16 protein-coding genes are annotated in these 19191 nt (G+C 54.7%); 14 read left to right on the forward strand and 2 right to left on the reverse strand.

The annotated features are described in order from the left end of the window. Positions 1-55 precede the first annotated feature (55 nt). A complete protein-coding gene (locus JSS75_10105) occupies positions 56-202 on the forward strand; it encodes a hypothetical protein (protein ID MBS1904047.1) in 147 nt (48 codons plus the stop codon). 67 nt (positions 203-269) lie between these two features. Next, a complete protein-coding gene (locus JSS75_10110) occupies positions 270-2384 on the forward strand; it encodes a von Willebrand factor type A domain-containing protein (protein ID MBS1904048.1) in 2115 nt (704 codons plus the stop codon). Between the two features lie 138 nt (positions 2385-2522). Here JSS75_10110 and JSS75_10115 read toward each other — a convergent pair whose 3' ends face one another. Then, the gene (locus tag JSS75_10115) at positions 2523-2747 is read right to left on the reverse strand and encodes a DUF2892 domain-containing protein (GenBank protein ID MBS1904049.1); all 225 of its coding nucleotides are present in this window, start codon (positions 2745-2747) and stop codon (positions 2523-2525) included. A 256-nt stretch (positions 2748-3003) separates the two neighbouring features. Between JSS75_10115 and JSS75_10120 the strand changes: the two genes are divergently transcribed. Next, positions 3004-5091 carry an elongation factor G gene (locus tag JSS75_10120; protein ID MBS1904050.1) on the forward strand — a complete coding sequence of 696 codons (2088 nt, stop codon included), beginning with the start codon at positions 3004-3006 and terminating at the stop codon, positions 5089-5091. A gap of 98 nt (positions 5092-5189) precedes the next feature. Continuing rightward, positions 5190-6185: an NAD(P)-dependent glycerol-3-phosphate dehydrogenase gene (locus tag JSS75_10125; protein ID MBS1904051.1), complete on the forward strand. Its 996-nt coding sequence runs from the start codon at positions 5190-5192 to the stop codon at positions 6183-6185. 94 nt (positions 6186-6279) lie between these two features. Here the strand turns inward: JSS75_10125 and JSS75_10130 are convergent, their stop codons facing one another. Next, positions 6280-9015, reverse strand: coding sequence for an insulinase family protein (locus JSS75_10130; protein ID MBS1904052.1), 2736 nt, complete (start codon positions 9013-9015; stop codon positions 6280-6282). A 207-nt stretch (positions 9016-9222) separates the two neighbouring features. On the opposite strand from JSS75_10130, the gene JSS75_10135 reads away from it, so the two are divergent. The 10 genes from JSS75_10135 (at position 9223) to JSS75_10180 (ending at position 19144) form a co-directional block, all read left to right on the forward strand. Further along, a complete protein-coding gene (locus tag JSS75_10135) occupies positions 9223-10665 on the forward strand; it encodes a right-handed parallel beta-helix repeat-containing protein (GenBank protein ID MBS1904053.1) in 1443 nt (480 codons plus the stop codon). A 60-nt stretch (positions 10666-10725) separates the two neighbouring features. Beyond that, positions 10726-11382, forward strand: a complete 657-nt coding sequence (locus tag JSS75_10140) for a sigma-70 family RNA polymerase sigma factor (GenBank protein MBS1904054.1) — start codon at positions 10726-10728, stop codon at positions 11380-11382. Continuing rightward, positions 11375-12268, forward strand: coding sequence for an anti-sigma factor (locus JSS75_10145; GenBank protein ID MBS1904055.1), 894 nt, complete (start codon positions 11375-11377; stop codon positions 12266-12268). Before JSS75_10140 ends, JSS75_10145 begins: the two co-directional genes overlap by 8 nt. Positions 12269-12367: 99 nt before the next feature. Beyond that, the gene (locus JSS75_10150; GenBank protein MBS1904056.1) at positions 12368-12724 is read left to right on the forward strand and encodes an MmcQ/YjbR family DNA-binding protein; all 357 of its coding nucleotides are present in this window, start codon (positions 12368-12370) and stop codon (positions 12722-12724) included. Beyond that, positions 12721-14214: a bifunctional metallophosphatase/5'-nucleotidase gene (locus JSS75_10155; protein ID MBS1904057.1), complete on the forward strand. Its 1494-nt coding sequence runs from the start codon at positions 12721-12723 to the stop codon at positions 14212-14214. The genes JSS75_10150 and JSS75_10155 overlap by 4 nt, the downstream gene beginning before the upstream one ends. Positions 14215-14263: 49 nt before the next feature. Further along, a complete protein-coding gene (locus JSS75_10160) occupies positions 14264-15814 on the forward strand; it encodes a VWA domain-containing protein (protein MBS1904058.1) in 1551 nt (516 codons plus the stop codon). Positions 15815-15889: 75 nt separating this feature from the next. Then, on the forward strand, positions 15890-17686 hold the full coding sequence (gene carB, locus JSS75_10165; protein MBS1904059.1) for a carbamoyl-phosphate synthase large subunit: 1797 nt from the start codon (positions 15890-15892) through the stop codon (positions 17684-17686). 106 nt (positions 17687-17792) lie between these two features. Further along, a complete protein-coding gene (gene crcB, locus JSS75_10170) occupies positions 17793-18167 on the forward strand; it encodes a fluoride efflux transporter CrcB (GenBank protein MBS1904060.1) in 375 nt (124 codons plus the stop codon). 3 nt (positions 18168-18170) lie between these two features. Further along, the gene (locus JSS75_10175; GenBank protein ID MBS1904061.1) at positions 18171-18710 is read left to right on the forward strand and encodes an inorganic diphosphatase; all 540 of its coding nucleotides are present in this window, start codon (positions 18171-18173) and stop codon (positions 18708-18710) included. A gap of 2 nt (positions 18711-18712) precedes the next feature. Next, the gene (locus JSS75_10180) at positions 18713-19144 is read left to right on the forward strand and encodes a universal stress protein (GenBank protein ID MBS1904062.1); all 432 of its coding nucleotides are present in this window, start codon (positions 18713-18715) and stop codon (positions 19142-19144) included. Positions 19145-19191 lie beyond the last annotated feature (47 nt).

A 19191-nucleotide genomic window follows, 5' to 3' on the forward strand; every position in this document is an offset into this window, starting at 1 on the left:
GTCGGGTTGCTTTAGTAGGACCACTACCTACTACCATCCAAAAGGAGAATATGGTATGAACAAATTCGCTCACTTCTTCCTCGTCGGCTTCGCCGTTGCCGTCATGACGCTTGTTGCCGCCCTCGCGCTGAGCAACCGTCTCACAGCTCGTTCGTCCGAGACAGCGCCCCACTCGGGTGTATCCAGCCTCGAGACACGCTAACGATCAGGAGTCGTAGAACGACTCCAGCATATCAATCCACAATCACTGCATCAGAAGGAGACTTCATATGAAGCTGATCAAACACGCCCTTGCGGCAGGAATCGTTGCCGCAACGTTCGCACTCTGCCTCGCGATCACGATCGCTGCGCCGTTTCGCAACCCGGATCCGGGCAAGATCGACGCAACCGTAACGGTCGCAAATACCCACACGCCGTTGGTACATGCAGAAGTCCGCATCGTCGAAATAACACGAGTTGCCTTCACGGATACCGGTGGCGTTGCTCATTTCATCCACGTTCGGCCGGGCACATACACCGTAATCGCAATCGTGATCGGCAGCGAGCCCGATACACTTACCAACGTCACGGTCGAACCCGGAAGAACGACTACAATCGCATTCCGCCTTCTGCCTTCATTGAAGAAGAAAAGCGTCGATCAGATCGTCGCACTCTCGCCGGGACTCGTGCGTGACAACACGAATGCCGGTTTCTCCGTACACGGGGCTCGTGGTGATCAGAACTCTGTTCGGCTCAATAGTATTGGAACCGCACATATATCTCCTCTGTCGATCTCAGAGGTTAATACTTCCACAGCCGGCGGCGACGCATCGAAGGGTGGCTACATTGGCGGAGAGATCAACGCACACTCGAAGCGGTCGTCGACACCTCAGTATCTGCCCCCGACTCCGGAACTACATGACTCCTACATCGATCTATCACATTCTCAAAATAGTTATAACACTGCCGAGTATACGAACTTCCGCGAGAACGAATTCAAAGACGTCGCGCAAGAACCGCTCTCGACATTCTCGATTGACGTCGATGGCGCATCGTACAGCAACATCCGTCACTTCATCACGAGCGGACAGATGCCGCCGAAGGATCTCGTTCGCATCGAGGAGATGGTCAACTACTTCAAATATGACTATCCCCAACCGAAGGGCGACGAACCGTTCTCCATCACGACCGAGATCGGCGCATGTCCCTGGAAGCCGGCACACCGACTGGTGCTCGTTGGTTTGCATGGCAAAGAGATTGACAAAGAGTCCGCTCCGCCTGCCAACCTCACATTCCTCCTCGATGTCTCCGGTTCGATGATGCCGGAAGAACGGTTACCATTATTGCAGAAAGCATTTCATCTGCTGGTGAACGAGCTTCGTCCGCAGGACCGCGTCGCCATCGTAGCATACGCTGGCGCACCGGGGCTTGTCCTGCCGTCGACAACCGGTGAGCACAAAGACCGAATTCTCGATGCCCTCGATCGTCTCACTGCCGGAGGTTCGACCGCCGGAGGAGCCGGCATTCAACTCGCATACAAGATTGCGAAGGAGAACTTCCGGAAAGATTATAACAACCGCGTAATCCTCGCGACCGACGGCGATTTCAATGTGGGAATTTCCAACACCGGCGATCTCGTCCGTTTCATCGAAGATCAACGCTCGAGCGGGATCTATCTCACCACGATCGGTGTCGGCACGGATAATTATAAAGATGCTCGTCTGAAGGAGCTTGCCGACAAAGGCAACGGCAACTACTACTACCTCGACAATCTGCTCGAGGCCAAGAAAGTATTTGTCACGCAACTCGGCGGGACGCTCAATGCCATTGCAAAAGATGTAAAAATCCAGATCGAATTCAATCCGCAGCACATACAAGGATATCGTCTCATCGGGTATGAAAGCCGCATCCTTGCGAAAGAAGACTTCAACAATGATAAGAAGGATGCGGGCGAGCTCGGCTCGGGGCACACCGTCACGGCGCTCTATGAGATCATTCCCGCCGGTGAGAAGTCCGATGAACTGCACAGTGTCGATTCGCTTCGCTATCAGCACACAACGGTACCGATTGCGTCAACAAAAAGCGATGAATTGATGATGGTAAAATTCCGATATAAACGACCGGACGATTCGACAAGCAGACTCATCGAACATCCGCTCGTTGACACTCCGGCAGCAACAAATTCGAGTAACAGCACGCCGACGGCGCCCCGGAATTTACACTGGGCAACGACTGTCGCAGAATTCGGTATGATCCTGCGCGACTCCAAGTTCAAAGGCAACTCGCGCATCGCAGATGTGCTCGTCGATGCTCGCGCAGCAAAAGGAGCAGACGCAGAAGGCTACCGCGCCGAGTTTATCAAACTCGTCGAGATGTGCCAACTTCTCGATAAAGCTTCGAACTAAGGGCAATATCACAATCACGATCGGTGAAGCATGCATAGCATTGCTTCACCGATCGTTTATAGATAGGTCTCCATTACATAACTTGCGGTGCTTCGAGCCAATTGTCGAGGCAGAAGCGCTCGTGGGCAATAGAGCACATTACTTTGTTGGTGCCGCTCCTCGCTTCTGGCCCATGATCGTATAGCCGAAGAGCGGGGCCAATACACAGAAATTAACGACGCCGGCAAGGACGGGAATAATCCCGATCACGCCGACGATCGTGCCAGCTGTTCCCATGAAGCCGATATACATCAGGTATGCACCGAGCGCGATGCGAACGAGTCGCCCGATCGGGCTACGCATGAACGTGACGAAGCCACCCATAGTCGTAGTTGGTTTATGTTAAGACTACCGATCCCCTCTGCAAGATGCGTGCCGTTATGATTTTGGAATATTGTCTGTGCGGACTGCGCAATGCCAAATCTTTTAACTACCGTAAAGCTGTCAGTTAGCCCCGAACACCCTAAAACCAGCCATTGATGCCGCCTCGTAAGAATCTTACGGTAGCGAACCTTGAGGGCACAAAAATTGCTTATTTTAACGGTACGATAATGTCTTTAGAATTTCTCTCTGAACGACTATGAGTACAGCTATTCGCAACATCGCGCTTGTCGGCCATGCCACAAGCGGAAAAACAACACTGGCAGAAGGCTTACTATTTGCCGCGGGGGCGACAAGCCGCCGCGGCAAAATATCCGATGGTTCGACCGTGAGCGACTATCATCCCGATGAGATCGCTCGACAACATTCCATCAATACCTGTCTGCTCTCCTTCGCTACCGACTCCACAAAGATCAATCTGCTCGATACGCCCGGTTATGCCGATTTCACCGGTGAGGTGCGCTCGGCCCTGCACGTGGCGGATACCGCACTGATCAATGTGAATGCCGTCGGTGGCGTCGAGATCGGAACGGACCTGGCGTGGGACTTCTGTACCCATGACGAAAACTCCGTCATCTTCGTCGTGAACAAACTCGATTCTCCCGAAGCACATTGGGACGATATCGTCGAGGAAATGAAGCACCACTTCGGCCATGAGGTCGTGGTCGCACAATTCCCGTATAAGACCGGTGCGAGCTTCCATCAGATCATCGATCTCTTGAAGATGAAAATGCTCACCTTCAAGACCGATGGCTCCGGTAATTATACCGAAGAGGATATCCCGGCAGACGTCCGCGAAAAGGCGGAACAGCTTCATAAGGAGTTGGTCGAGATCGTCGCAGAGTCCGACGATACGTTGATGGACGAGTTCTTTGCCAACGACGGCGTACTGACGGAGGAGCATTTCTCGGGCGGCATCCACGAATCGCTGGCGCACCGAAAGCTCTTCCCGATCCTCTGTGCAGCATCGGAGCCGAACATCGGTGTGAAGCGCGTGCTCGAGTTTATTGTCACGAATGCACCGGCACCGGAAGATCATATTGCCGACGTCCGCGGCGTAAACCCAGAGACGAAGCAGGAGGTCAGCCTCAACACCGCACCGAAGGATGCAACAACTGCATTTATCTTCAAGACTGTCAGTGAAGCCCATCTCGGCGATCTGTCGTTCTTCCGTGTCTATCATGGCACGCTGCACCATGGGCAGGATCTCGTGAACGAATCGAACGGCAAACCCGAGCGCGTGATGCAAATCTTCTCGATGTGCGGCAAGAACCGCAAGGAGGTGCAGGAAGTCGGCATTGGCGATATCGCGGCTGCCGTGAAACTCAAAGACACGCATACGAACAATACACTGTCGTCGAAGAGCTTCCCGGTTGTTCTTACGCCTATCACCTTTCCCGAACCCGTCATCACCAACGCCGTTCGGGCGAAGAATAAAGGCGATGAAGAAAAGATCGCGATCGGTGTGCATGCACTCCACGAAGAGGATCCGAGCTTCCTTGTCCGGCAGGATCCGGAACTGGGCCAAACGCTCATCGAAGGTCAGGGCGAACTACATCTCGATATAGCGATCAAGCGTCTGAAAGAGCGGTATAAGATCGATGTCGACGTTGTCGAACCGAAGATCCCGTTCCGCGAAACGATCCGCGGCAATGCCGATACCCGCTATCGCCACCGGAAGCAGTCGGGTGGCGCCGGTCAGTTCGGAGAAGTAGCGATCAAGCTTGCCCCACGCACTCGCGGCGACGGATACGAATTCGAAGATGCCATCGTCGGTGGCGTGATCTCGAACCGATTCATCCCCGCCGTTGACAAAGGCATTCATGAAATGCTCTCTCGTGGGCCGCTGGCTGGGTGTCCGGTTATCGATGTAAAAGTAACCCTCTACGACGGCAAAGAGCATCCGGTGGATTCGAACGAAAACGCGTTCAAGACGGCAGGACGTATCGCCTTCAAGGAAGCATTCCTGCAAGCGAAGCCGGTCTTGCTTGAGCCGGTGTACGACATCGAGATCACCGTGCCGGAGGAGCACATGGGCGACGTCCTCGGCGACATTTCTTCTCGTCGAGGCAAAGTGCAGGGCATGGACGTGCGCGGAACGTTCGAAGTGATCCGAGCACAGATTCCGCTCGCCGAGCTGCATCATTATGCCACGCGGCTTCGCTCGCTCACGCAGGGCAAAGGATCGCATCGACAGAAGTTCAGCCACTACGAAGAAGCACCTCGCGACTTCGCCGATAAAGTGATTACGGCATACGCAGCACACCGCAGCGGCGAAGAAGAATAAGCAGATCGAATTGAGAGTACGCGTCAACAGAGCGGCCACACGGCCGCTCTGTTGATTCATGCGACACCCGAACGCAGCATGTGGTGTTTGCACCCCTAATGAATATTACGGTTATCGGATCGGGCGGTTGGGGGACAGCACTTGCCATCTGCGCAGCAGAACGTGGGCATCGCGTCACACTCTGGTCGCGCAGAAGCGAACAGGCGCATGCACTCGCTGCGACGCGAACGAATGATGCATATCTCCCCGGCATTACGATCCCACTGCAGATCGAGATCACAAGCGATCCGACCGTTCTTTCCGATGCTGAGTTATACATCCTCGCCGTTCCGTCTCAGTCAATGCGCGAAGTGGCAACGACCCTTCGCCCGCATTTGAATGCGAATGCAATCTTCGTCAGTGCATCGAAAGGCATCGAACGTCATACGCTTCGCAGAATGACGGAAGTACTCGCGGATACTCTTGCCCTAAACCCATCACAGCTTGTATGCCTCAGCGGCCCAAGTCACGCCGAAGAGGTTGCGAGGAAGATCCCGACCGTGCTTGTGGCGGCATCCTACTCGCACGATACGGCGCGTCTTGTGCAGGATGCGCTCGTCCTTCCCTATCTGCGTGTGTATTCGTCGAACGATGTAGTCGGTGTCGAACTCGCCGGTGCGTTGAAGAATGTGATCGCCATTTGCGCCGGCATTCTCGATGGCGAAGGCTATGGTGATAACACGGTTGCTGCACTCGTCACCCGCGGTCTTGCCGAAATGCGTCGTCTCGGGATTGCACTTGGCGCTGAAGAGCCGACATTCAGCGGGATCGCAGGTCTTGGCGATCTCGTGGTGACGTGTCTCTCGAAGCACTCTCGTAACCGACGCGTCGGCATCGCGCTCGGCCGTGGGAAGACGCTCACGGAAATACTCGATTCGATGACAATGGTCGCCGAAGGGGTCTGGACGACGGAGTCAGCTCAGGAACTTGCGTCAAAACATAACATCGAGATGCCCATCGTCGAAGAAACCTACAAGATCCTCTTCGAGAACAAAGACCACCGCCAGGCAACGGAAGAACTCATGCGCCGTCAAACGAAGGACGAGCGCTGGTAAGCTCATGCGGTGAACTCCGCCAAAAGAAAAACGCATACTGCAACAGGGATGAAGCCCACTGCTACAGTATGCGTTTGTACGTCCTCAACAATCGTTACTTCTTCTCCGGGTAGAGAACGATCTTTGCGAAGTTCTTCTGCGAACAATAGGTCTTTGCCGCAGCGAAAATATCGTCGCCGGTAATTTCTTTGATAAAGTTTGCACGATCGAGGATCATGTGCGGATCTTCATGATCGGTATATGCCTGTCGAAGTGCCGAAAGCCAGAAATCGTTTTTCTTCAGGTTCACTTCGTATTCCTTCTGAGCCATGGCTTTTACCTTCGCAACGTAGGTCGGCTCCGGCGCTTTCATCGTCATCGTATCGAGCTTCTGCTTTACCGCACCGATGAGTTCATTCACGCGATCGGGGGCGCAACTAAAGAAAATGCTCATCTGGTACTGCTCGATCGGATAATGTTGCGGCTGCGGTTGTACGCTGACGAAATACACGCCGCTCATATCCTCGCGCAATGTTTCGCGAAGCTTGATCTCGAGTACCTGAGCCATCTCCGAAAAGACAAATCGGTTGCGCGGATTGTACTGGAACGGCCCGGAGAGTGTAAGGTATACAAAGCTCTTGGGCTCCGTGCCTTTATACACGGTTTCATCGACAGCACCCTTTGGCGAGCGGATGCCGAGGTCGCGCCATGCAGGTGTGCGTGGCGAGGACGGCAAACTGGCAACATACTGTTCAATATAGCCCTTCAACTTCGTCGTATCGACAGTACCGACCACAAAGAACGTCCAGCCATCGAAGTTGGAGTACTGTTCTTTATAAAACGTCAGTGCCTTATCAAGCGAAACCTTCGAGAGGCGTTCCTCGCTCATCGGAACGGTGCGCGGGTGATGCTGTGTCAGTACGACCCCAACCGAATCGAAGAACGTTGCCTCCGGCGACGCTCCCTGAGTCTTCAAGTATGCACCGTACTTATTGATCGTCGCCTTACACGCATCTTCGTCGCGGCGCGGGGACGTAGCGTATAGATAGAGCAATTGGAACATCGTCTCCAGGTCGGCGGGAGCAGCGCTGCCACGGAACCCGTCGGAGAGCGAGCTGATCGACGGCGAAAGCGAGACGACCTTTCCGGCAAGCATTTTTTCAAGCGTGCTCGCATCGAAATTTCCCACACCCGACTCGTCCACAATATTATCGGCCATTTCTGCCGACACTGCATCTGTATCGGATGCTAATGACGTACCGCCCGGCACTTGGGCCGAGAACAGGACTTGATCGTTCTTGAAATCGGTCGGCTTGACCACCACCTGCGATCCGTTCGAAAGCTTCCAGATCGTTACACCGAGATCGGGTATCGACTTGCTGCTGACAATCCTGCCGCGCGTCGGCAGCTTCGCCATCAGGGGTTCGTTCGAAACTTTGTCCTCGTATGCAGCGAGCTGTTCATGCTGCACTTCGGTATAGATTGTGCGAAGCTCACTTTCAGTCGGGATCGCAACACCGGCTTTCCGCAACGAACTCTGCAACATCACCGGACCGGCATTTGCGATCAACGGCTTTGTTAGTTCGTTGACCTCTGCGATTGTCATTCCCGGGACGTATTTCTTTGCAAGCTCATTCTCATACACGATGCCGGGGAACGGCTCTTGGTGGAGGAAGTGGCGAACATATTCGTCGGCAAACTTCTCTGATTCGGTTTTATCGCGCTCCTGAAATAGTTTGTCGTATGAACGCAACAATTCTTTTTTCTCGCGCTCGAGTTCGCTGGCCGTAAAGCCATGCTCCTTCACGCGGACAAGCTCTTCGAGCATCGTCTTGATGCATTGGGAGACCATCCCTGGTTTCTCGATGCAAAATAACGAGAAGTTGGTGATCCCGCCAAGGTCGCCCCCATCGTTTGCAGCGGCATAGATAAACGGTGCATCCGGCTTTCTGCCCATCTCCTGCAGACGCTTGTTGAGCATGCTGACAAAGAGTCCGCGCACAAGCTGTGCCCGGTATTCACCGACCGTACGCTCAGGCTGATCCGGTCGCTGAAAACTCATCTGGAACATATTGAACTGCAGCTCGGAATCGCTGGCGACCGCGATACGAAGCGAGTCGTGCATCGGCACCGTGAACTTCGTGCGTTCGCGTTCGCCCGGCGGATTTTGCAGCGAGCCGAACTTCGACTTGATCTGGTTCTCCATCCAGTTCACGTCGAAATCGCCGACGGCGATGACAGCCATCAGGTCCGGACGATACCAGGTATGATAGAAACGAAGGAGTGCCGACTGCGGGGTATGCAGAATGATATCTTCTTTCCCGATCGGCAGGCGAACGGCATACTGCGAACCGGCGTATTCAACCGGCCATTGTGTCCGTTGTACTCGCTCGAATGCACCACGACCCAGCCGCCACTCTTCATGCACAACACCGCGCTCTTTGTCAATTTCGACGCTGTCGAGTGTTGCGTGACCTGCCCAATCCTGCAATACCTGCATACCCTTTTCAGCAGTCGAGAGGGTATCGGTCGGTAGTTCGAGCATGTACACGGTCTCGTCGAACGACGTATACGCATTCACGTGCGCACCAAAACGCATGCCGATCGACTCCATGTAATTGACGAGATCCTGTTTCGGGAAGTGATCCGTCCCGTTGAACTCCATGTGCTCGCACATGTGAGCAAGCCCCTGTTGGTCTTCGTCCTCCAACACGGAGCCGGCGTGAACAGCAAGCCGAACCTCCATTCGATGTTCGGGCTTGATATTCTTTCGAATATAGTAGCGCAATCCGTTGGGCAGCGTGCCAGTTCGAACGGTGGGATCTTGCGGCAAGGCATCCGACAGATTCATCTGTTGGGCGGACGCCGATACAGCGAACAAGAGGGAGAGTACGAGAAGATAGTATTTACGTACCATAAATGATGAAGGATGATGGATGTAATTCGATGATGGCTAACGCAAAATCTGAGATTTCGTTACACGCCGGTTCTGGGCTTCCCCTTGTAACTTTCCGCACGATTTCAGAATTGTATGAGGACACAACTATTCGATCACGCTATGAAACAGGCGCTTTTTATCGTCATTTCAATCTGTTCGCTGATAGCCCCGGCCATGGCAGCGACGTTCCACGTCGGCCCAACCCAGCCCCATACGGCTCCGAGTACGGTCATGGGGCTCGTTCAGGATGGCGATACGGTTCTCATCGACGCCGGACTCTATAGCGGTGATGTCGGCATTTGGACCAAGAGCAATCTCGTCATCAAGGGAGTCGGAGGTTACGCGCATCTCGATGCCGCGGGGAAAAATGCTGGGGGAAAAGCGATCTGGGTCATTCAAGGCAGTAACACGTACATCGAGAATATTGAATTCGCCGGTGCTGCCGTACCTGACCTCAACGGCGCCGGAATCCGACAAGAAGGGGCTGGGCTCGAACTTCGGCATTGCTACTTCCATGATAACGAAGACGGGGTACTCGCAGGCGATAATGCGAACAGCGACATTCTCTTCGAGGCCTGCGAATTCGATCATAACGGGCACGGCGACGGCTATTCGCACAATATGTACATCAACCATGTCCGCAGTTTCACTCTTCGATTCTGCTACATCCACCGGGCCAATGTCGGCCATGAAGTCAAGAGCCGGGCATATCGTACCTATATCCTCTATAACCGTATCACCGACGAAGCGGACGGCACGGCCAGCTATTGTATTGATCTGCCGAACGGTGGGGAGGCGTATATCATCGGCAACAGCATCCAGAAAGGACCGATGGCACAGAACCGCCAGATCATACGCTTCGGCGAAGAGGGGCAAACCAATCCGACGCAAGAGATCTACATCGTGAACAATACGATGGTCTCTGAGTTGCCGAAGTGCACATTCGTCGCGCTTGCCGCTGCGACTTCGCTGTCAAAGCTGTACAACAACCTGTTCGCCGGACCGGGTACGATGTACGACATGAACATCTCGGGTACGATCGACTCGTCCGAGAATGTGTATGCAAATGCCGATCCATTATATGATTATGGTTGGTATTTCATCGGAGATTCAGCTCATTATGACTACCACGTCGGAGGCGAGGATTTGGTCATTCCCGGATCAAACCCCGGAACCGCGCATGGGATAGATCTGAGCCCGTCTCAGCAATACGTCCACCCAACCGACAGTTCCGCACGCGGCGACAACGGCCATTCGATCGGGGCATTTGAATGGAGAGTTCTTGATGTTCCCACGACCAAAGCATCGGAAGCCGGGATCGAAGTCTTCCCGAATCCGACATCGTCGTTTGTCACCGTTACTCTCAGACAAGCGGCAATCGACCACACGGCCAAACTTCGACTCTTCGACCCCCTTGGAAAGACCATTCGGACCATTGATGTCGCCGCCGGGGCAATGTCAGTGACGTTCGATGTAACCGGACTGTCACGCGGGTCATACTCCATCGCCCTGCTTGGCGCTTATGGCACGCAATCGGCAAGAAGGCAACTGATCGTTCGCTGACCGCCGAGACACCAATCAAGCTGCAGCGATGTTGTTGGTGCGTAAGCATTAAACAGATACTTGGCAACCAGTACCCCATCGAACAAGTCTGTCGGTCCGGGCGGAGAAATCCGGTCGGAGGGGTCGTTACGTAATTTCTCACAGCGGGGAGAACGGGACGACGAAACGCTGCTTGCCAACATCGCAACCGGTGATTCCGAGGCCCTTTCCGCTCTGTACGACAAGTACCAGCGACGAATCTATTCGTTAGTGCTGAAGATCGTACGAAATGAGGACGACGCCGCTGAAGTCATGCAGGACGTGTTCCTGCAGGTATGGGAGAAAGCAGGTCTTTTCGATCAGGAACGCGGCTCGTTCGGTGCATGGCTGACCACACTCGCCCACAATAAGGCCATCAATGTGCTGCGGTCGCGGCGCTACAAGAAGTCTGCACTCGAAGTGCGACAAGATCTGGAAGAGTTGTCAGGTGTTGTCTCTGACGCGACCATCGAACGTCGAACCGCATTGGACGAACAGGTAGAAGCAAGCGATCGGGAGCAGATGCTCTCGTTGCTTGCACAGATCCCCGAGGCCCAGCGGCAGGCACTCACGATGGCGTATTACTCCGGTTACTCACAAACGGAGATCGCCGATGCGCTTGGCGTTCCGCTCGGAACCGTCAAGACCCGCATGCGGCAAGGGATGATCAAATTACGAGATATGCTGACCGGTGGATAACGAGCGTACATATAGCCAAGCTGAACGCGAAGAGATCGAAGCGCTCGCTTCTGCCTACGCACTCGGCGTGCTGACCGAAAGCGAACCGGATTTCGTGCGCTTTCAAGCGCTGCTCGAGGCCGGCGATCCGGTCCTCGTGAATGCTCTGGAGGAATGTTTTGAATCGTCTGTCGCCCTTGCCGACAGCGCCGAACAAGTCGATGCTCCTGCTTCGATCAAGTCAACGCTCCTTGACACCATTTCAAAGGCCGAGAAGCAGGGCACGACCGAACGGATGGTAACGTATGGAAATGATAAGACCCCCGTCCCTGCCAGCATTGTCCGTAAAATTCGCTCGAAGAACCGTACGCTCATCAGCGTGAGTGTGGTCGGTGGTCTGCTCATTTGCACGCTGCTCGCGATGAACGTGATGAAATCGGCGAAGCTCGACCGTTCGGCAGACCTGATGAAGTCGCTATTAAAGCAAACCGATTCGCTGCGGGCAAGTAATCATGAATATGCAGTGAGCGACTCGCTCGTGCGTTGCGTGCTGGGGATGTTGCAGGAAGAGAACGCGCGTCTGGTCACAATGACCACCCCTGCACAGCCGAAGCACCAGCATTTGTTCTTCAGCCCCAAGCAGAAGATGGTCGTCGTCATGCGCGAGGATTTGCCGATACTCGATTCGATGCACTACTACGAAGTGTGGGCCGTCGTCGACCACAAACCGACCCCTGTCGGTAATTTCGTTGTCGACCCGAAGGACAAAGAACCGATGTATACGTTCAAGGCCGATCTTGCATCGGCTGATGCATTCGGGATATCCGTCGAAACCCGTGGTGCAGCCCCGAACCCGCAAAGCCCCATGATCTTTGCGGGCGAGGTTCCCCGATTTGGTCGCAATTGACAACATGACATTGGTGAATACCTTTGAGCATCCTGCATCCACATATCGAAAATCTTTTTGTCGAATTTGCGTTAATACGGACAACACGACTCTATGGCCATGAACGTCGAACAGCTCCGCGAGTTTTGCCTGTCGCTCCCCCATGCGACCGAGGATATTAAATGGGGTAATGATCTGTGTTTTTGTATCGGCGAAAAGATGTTCGCGACCGCAAGCCTGAACCCTGCAAGCGGTTTTTCCTGCTCGTTCAAGTGCTCACCAGAGAAATATTCAAAGCTGATCGAACGCGACGGAATCACGTCGGCGCCGTACACCGGACGATTTGGTTGGGTTTGTGTTCGCAAACGTGCCGCATTGCAAGAAGAAGAACTCAAAGGGTTAATCAAGGAATCGTATAATGCTGTGATGCAGGGATTGCCTGCAAAGGTGCGCAAGGAGCTGAAGGTCCAGGCGTGAAGAGGTCGCGATTACCGGTTGCATGCAGTATCCTCCTTCTTCTGACTGTTACTGACAGCGCTTTCCCCACAGTCCGTCATCTGAAGATTATTCATTGGAATGACTTCCATTCTCAGATAGAGCCTATTACGTCGGCGAAAACAATACGTGGAGGCTTCCTGAATTTCAAGCGTGTTGTGGACTCGCTGCGAGCAGTCGCCGCGAAGTATGGCGATGCATGCCTTGCGCTCGATGCAGGGGATGAATTCCAGGGCACGCTTATCAGCACGATCACCAAAGGACGCGCGTCGTATCGACTCCTGAACTTGATCAAGCCGGACGCCGTGACACTCGGTAATCATGAGTTCGATTATGGCTGGCCGAATCTGCGTACGCTGCTTCGCTCGACGGTTCACTTCCCCGTCACGAATGCAAATATCTCTGACGAAACCGGATCTCCAATCGCCAAGCGATATATCATTAAGCGAGTGCACGGACTTCGGGTCGCGATCATCGGGCTAACGCTGCAATCGCTCGCATCAAGTACACTGCCCAAAAGTATTCTCGGACTTCACATCGAACAGTACGATTCGGTACTGCCCAATATCCTTCGAGAAGTCAAACAACGGTCGCCCGATCTTATTATCCTCCTCACACATATCGGGGTGGAAGCAGATTCCGCTCTTGCTGCCCGATATCCGGAAGTGAATGTAATCGTCGGCGGCCACTCTCATACTCCGTTGCAACATCCGATGCGGGTCGGACGGACCGTGATCGTACAGGCCGGATCGAAAGGACGATGGGTGGGCGAACTCGATCTCGATGTCGATACGGACGGCGACTCCGTTGTGTCATCGAGCGGCAGGTTGATCGATGTATGTCCTGGTGACAATACCGACGCGACGGCAGCCAGGGCCGTCAAAACGCTGCTCACTCTGGTCGATAGTTCGTATTCCGAACAGATCGGGACATTGATACATGACTGGTACAATCGCTACGAGTACAACAGTAATCTTTCGTGCTTCGAAGCATCGGTGTTTCGGGAAGCCCTTGGCAGCGACCTCGGCTGTATCAATCACGGTGGAATCAGGAAGTCTCTGCCAAAAGGACCGATCCTCCTGAAGGATATCTATGAGATCAATCCATTCCAGAATGAACTGATGCGCATCACCATACGAGGCGATCGTTTGCGCGAGGCGCTCGAACACATGCTCAGTGGAGATGCATCCGAGACATGCGACTTCTCGGGGCTTCGCTGCGTATTCGATCGTACCCAGCATGCAATCACGTCGATCATGATCGGTGAAAAAGAGTTGAAGGAAACTGCACAGTACGCGATCGTGACCAACGCGTTCGTCGCGTCGAAACTGAATGCAATCTTTGGTTTGCACCCAACAGACGTGTCGATCGAACCGCTTGGATCGACCGATGCCGATATCATCGCCGCCGAAATCCGTCGTCGCCGTAAGATTGACGGCACTGTCGTCCCTTGGCTGACACAGCGAAACTAACGAGTTCGTCTTCGGCTTGCTTATATTTGAGTTGTAACGCAAGGCGCACATGGCATCGGAAGGATCGTTCTTAAAACGGATGGAGGAATACGGATTCCTCACGCGAATCTACGATCGTCTGCCGGAAGAATTCACCGCAGTATTCGAGATCGCCCGAATTCTCGAAGCCGAGGACTCCGAACTGCGTAAACGGCTCGAACCGGCCTTCCGCCTCCCAACGCTCGATGAAACGCCGGTCAAAGACGCCGTCGATCTCTTTCAACCCGAGGTCGTAACCGGTGAAGAGTACGAAGCCGATTTCATCCGCAATCGTCGTGACATCGCCCGTATCTACTCGTGGCAGTTCATGCTTCCCGACGAGGTGTTCGACCAGCGATTGGCCGAACGTACGCTGTGGATGCCCGTTTCGAAAGCACCGAAAATTTTGCCTATTCAGGAAGTTGGCGATAGTTTTTCGTTCGATAGCCGCAAGCAGAAAGTCTTCGTGCTCTTCGACACCTCCTCCTCGATGCGGGCCCATCATCGCATTCATTTGGCGAAGGCTGTCCTGGTGTATTTCCTCGAACGCAATAAAGAGGATCTTGGGTACGTCAGCCTTCGAACGTTCGACGATCACGTCGGCGATCTTCATACTGCAATCGATGCCGAAAGCTACAATGCGCTTATTCGGCATATCCTGCGCCTGACCCATTTGGGAAACGGCACCGTTCTGCAGAAAGCACTGCTCGCAGCCATCGACGAGATCGAACATACCGAGCATCTTGCCGGCGCCGAGATCCTGATCATCACCGATGGCGCCGTCGCGCTCGACGAACCTCTGATCCGATCGAGGCTGGATGCGAATACGAAGATCCACTGCGTCAAGATCGGACATGCCCAAATATTTGCCTCGGACAAACAGATCGACGACCTCATCGCTGTCGGCAAAGTCGGCAATGCAAAGCTCCTCGCCGATTTGATTTCGCAAGAAGCCGAGCTCAAACGGATGATCGAGCATACGAGCGTCCCCGATAAACGCCATCAGCTCGAATCGACGCTCAAAGGCATTCGCACGACGCTGCAAAACAAGAAACGCGAATTTGCCGAAGAATATAAAGAACTCTATGGCCACGAGCTGCAGCGGCTCGCGAACGTCTATATCGAGATCGAAGACATCGACGACATCTCGCTCTTCTGTGCGACGGACGAGGCGATTGCCGACATCGAGATGCTCGTCCGACAGATCGAGGAAGATGCCGAGCAGTTCTTTACGCCCGATATGATGAAGCGTGCTGCCGTCTTGCACGATCACGTCTCCTTCCTGCTCAAATATGAAAAAGATCCGGCGTTACGGGAAACACTACAGCAGCTCGACGAGCGGCTGAGACAACTCTTGAGAGAAGGCCTCGAACTGGACAACCCCCTTTCCGATGTCGGCGGAAAACCGATGGATGGCAGCCAGCACGTTGCCCTTCCGATGAGCGACGAAGATATCCGCGACCTCCACTTCCTCCTCGACAGTGATGGCGGCTTCGGCTCCACCCAGCTTCGACTGCTACTGCGGTTTATGATCCGGTTCACCATAAAAGCCGTAAAACGGGTCTTTCGGCGTGCAGCCTGATGGCTTCCGATACTCCATCGCAACCGTAGCGGCCAAATAGCTGTTAGGCTCTCGCCGTTTCGGCGAAACACTGCCATGCCCCAATTCAAGATCGACCCAACACTGCTCTACAACGCCAAGCGCGATGGCTTCAGCGACAAGCAGATCGCCGAGATCTTCCGCGTTCCGGAAGCCGATGTCGCCGCCGAACGCAAGCGCCTCGGCTTCGTACCCGTCTTCAAAACGGTTGATACCTGCGCCGCAGAGTTCGCCGCCGAAACCCCCTATCATTACTCGACCTACGAGGAAGAGAATGAGTCGCGCCGCAGCAATCGAAAAAAGATCGTCATCCTCGGCGGCGGCCCGAATCGCATCGGCCAGGGCATCGAATTCGACTACTGCTGCGTCCACGCAGCACAGGCGCTTGCCGACGAAGGATTCGAGACCATCATGATCAACTGTAATCCCGAAACGGTCTCGACGGATTACGACACCTGCGACAAGCTCTACTTCGAACCGCTGACGTTCGAAGACGTGATGCACATCCTCGACTTCGAGAAGCCGGATGGCGTCATCATCACCTTCGGCGGACAAACCCCGCTGAAGCTCGCAAAGCAACTCGAAGCAGCGAACGTCCCGATCCTCGGCACGGCACCCGACAGCATCGACATCGCCGAAGACCGTAAGCGTTTCGGCGAGCTCATCGACAAGCTGCATATCCCGTGCCCGCCATACGGAACAGCAACGACCGAAGCTGAGGCCGTTGCAGTAGCCGATAGCATCGGATACCCCGTCCTCGTTCGCCCATCCTACGTGCTCGGCGGACGCTCGATGGAAATCTGCTACCGACCCGAAGCAGTGGCCGAGTACATGGCCAATGCAAAAGGCGTCAGCCATGACCGCCCGGTGCTCATCGACCGCTTCCTCGAAGACGCATACGAGTTCGACGTCGATGCCGTCCGCGACCGCGAAGGCACGGTCATCATCGGTGGCGTCATGCAGCATATCGAAGAAGCCGGCATTCACTCCGGCGACTCGTCGAGCGTCATCCCGCCGTACGATGCAAGCGACGCCGTCTTCTCGACGATCGTTGATTATACCCGCAAACTTGCCACCGCATTGAATGTTGTCGGGCCGATCAACATTCAGTACGCCGTCAAAGGCGAAACGGTCTACGTGCTCGAGGTCAATCCTCGCGCCAGCCGCACGGTGCCGTTCGTCTCGAAGGCAACGGGCCGACCGCTTGCCAAGATTGCCGCACGAGTCATGAGCGGCAAGACGCTCAAAGAACTTGGCGTCAAGGATTTTGACAAGAACATGCCGTACGTCTCGATCAAGGAGTCGGTCTTCCCCTTCGACAAATTCCCGAAGGTGAAGATGTTCCTCGGACCCGAGATGCGTTCGACCGGCGAGGTCATGGGCACCGGCAAAGACTTCGGCGAAGCCATCTTGAAGTCTCATCTCGGTGCCGGAATTCGCATCCCGACCGAGGGGACGATCTTCGTCTCGCTTCGCGACCTCGACAAGAAGCAACGCACTGCCGAGATCATCAAAGATTTTGCAGACCTCGGCTTCCGCATCGTCGCAACGAGCGGTACTACGGCGTTCCTTCTGGAACATGGCATCGCCGCCGAAGCCATGAAGAAGGTATCCGAAGGCCGGCCAAATATCGTTGACGAGATCAAGAATGGCAACGTTCAGCTCGTGATCAATACCCCGAGCGGCGAGATCTCGCGTATCGCAGAATACGAGATCGGCTGGGCAGCGGTCGCCTACAAAGTGCCGTTCATCACGACGCTCTCGGCGGCTGCATCGGTCGTCAGCGCAGTGCGCTCGCTTCGCAATGATATGAGAGTCGTACATTCGGTTCAAGAATTGCATCTAATGATGTGACCTCTCTCGTGGTCACGTCGCAACACGAGGAAATGGAGTCTTCCTCACCCAACCGTCCGCCACGGCGGACTGATGACTCCTGTTCAACGCACTTCGCATAATAGCTATGAACAGGAACATCGTTATCGTTGGCATCGGCGGCTTTCTCGGCACGGTCGCGAGGTATCTCGTCGCCGTCTCGATGTCGAAGTCGCTCCACCCGTTCCCGCTCGCAACGTTCGTCATCAATGTCGTCGGTTGCCTCGTCATCGGGGTGATCTACGGCGTTGCCGATCGTTCGGCCGTCATGACGCCCGAGTGGCGGCTCTTCCTGGCGACAGGATTCTGCGGGGGCTTCACGACCTTCTCGTCGTTCGCGTACGAGAACGTCAATCTGCTCCAACTCGGCCAGTATTCGATCTTCGCACTCTACACCGTCGGCAGCGTTGCCGCAGGCTTGCTTGCCGCCGGTGCAGGAGTATTGCTTTCACGTCAATTCTGATTCATGAATTTCAATCCTTGGCATCACGTCCCGATCGGGGAAGAAGCACCGAACACCGTCACGTCCATCATCGAGATCCCGAAAGGCTCGAAAGCCAAGTACGAGCTCGATAAAGAGACCGGCATGCTGCGGCTCGACCGCGTGCTCTTCGCATCGGTGCATTACCCCGCGAACTATGGCTTCATCCCCCGCACACTCGGCGACGATCACGACCCGCTCGACATCCTCGTGCTCTCGCAGATCGAAGCGCAGCCGCTGTGCATCGTCAATGCCCGAGTGATCGGCGTCATGCGAATGCTCGACAATGGCGAAGGCGACGATAAGATCCTTGCCGTTGCTGCCGACGATGTCAGCGTCAACGACTATGACGATATCGGTCACCTACCCTCCTACTTCCAGTCGGAGCTCAAGCACTTCTTCGAAGAGTATAAAGCGCTCGAGACGAACAAGGAAGTCCGAGTCGAGGACTTCCAGGGCCCGGAGGTCGCATACAAGATCATTCGCGATGCAATGAACCTCTACAACAACACCTATTCGAAATAGCCATGCAGTACAAGAAGATACTCATCGCCGTCGATCATAGCAGTTGTTCCGATCATGCGGCAAGCCACGGCCTCGAACTCGCGGCAGCGCTCGATGCGGAAGTCGCTCTGGTCTGCGTCATCGACGAAGCAAAAGCCGTCTCGAACCCCGACGCCGGCTTCGGCATGAGCGATGCGATCCGCATCCTTGAAGAAGAAGCCGACGCGACGCTTGCGGCCATCGCCGCCCGCGGACAGAACCTGCGGATCACTACACTCAAGCCTGCCGGCGACCCGATGACCGACATTCTCGGCACCGCCGAAGCGACTCATGCCGACCTCATCGTCATGGGCACGCATGGCCGCACGGGCATCAAGCACATGATCCTCGGCAGCGTCGCGGAGTACGTCGTGCGTCATTCGAAGATCCCGGTTCTCGTAGTACCGGGGAAGTGAGAACCACCTCCTCGGACACGATGTAACTGCATTATTTGTCAACGAAC

This window comes from Bacteroidota bacterium (genome assembly GCA_018266755.1).
Taxonomy (GTDB): Bacteria; Bacteroidota; Ignavibacteria; order Palsa-1295; family Palsa-1295; genus JAFDZW01.

Excerpts from the sequence above, each read along its gene's own strand:
- JSS75_10105 (MBS1904047.1), top strand. The coding sequence starts at position 56 with ATGAACAAATTCGCTCACTTCTTCCTCGTCGGCTTCGCCGTTGCCGTC.
- JSS75_10110 (MBS1904048.1), top strand. The coding sequence starts at position 270 with ATGAAGCTGATCAAACACGCCCTTGCGGCAGGAATCGTTGCCGCAACG.
- JSS75_10115 (MBS1904049.1), bottom strand. The coding sequence starts at position 2,747 with ATGGGTGGCTTCGTCACGTTCATGCGTAGCCCGATCGGGCGACTCGTT.
- JSS75_10120 (MBS1904050.1), top strand. The coding sequence starts at position 3,004 with ATGAGTACAGCTATTCGCAACATCGCGCTTGTCGGCCATGCCACAAGC.
- JSS75_10125 (MBS1904051.1), top strand. The coding sequence starts at position 5,190 with ATGAATATTACGGTTATCGGATCGGGCGGTTGGGGGACAGCACTTGCC.
- JSS75_10130 (MBS1904052.1), bottom strand. The coding sequence starts at position 9,015 with ATGAATCTGTCGGATGCCTTGCCGCAAGATCCCACCGTTCGAACTGGC.
- JSS75_10135 (MBS1904053.1), top strand. The coding sequence starts at position 9,223 with ATGAAACAGGCGCTTTTTATCGTCATTTCAATCTGTTCGCTGATAGCC.
- JSS75_10150 (MBS1904056.1), top strand. The coding sequence starts at position 12,368 with ATGAACGTCGAACAGCTCCGCGAGTTTTGCCTGTCGCTCCCCCATGCG.
- JSS75_10160 (MBS1904058.1), top strand. The coding sequence starts at position 14,264 with ATGGCATCGGAAGGATCGTTCTTAAAACGGATGGAGGAATACGGATTC.
- carB (MBS1904059.1), top strand. The coding sequence starts at position 15,890 with ATGCCCCAATTCAAGATCGACCCAACACTGCTCTACAACGCCAAGCGC.
- crcB (MBS1904060.1), top strand. The coding sequence starts at position 17,793 with ATGAACAGGAACATCGTTATCGTTGGCATCGGCGGCTTTCTCGGCACG.
- JSS75_10175 (MBS1904061.1), top strand. The coding sequence starts at position 18,171 with ATGAATTTCAATCCTTGGCATCACGTCCCGATCGGGGAAGAAGCACCG.
- JSS75_10180 (MBS1904062.1), top strand. The coding sequence starts at position 18,713 with ATGCAGTACAAGAAGATACTCATCGCCGTCGATCATAGCAGTTGTTCC.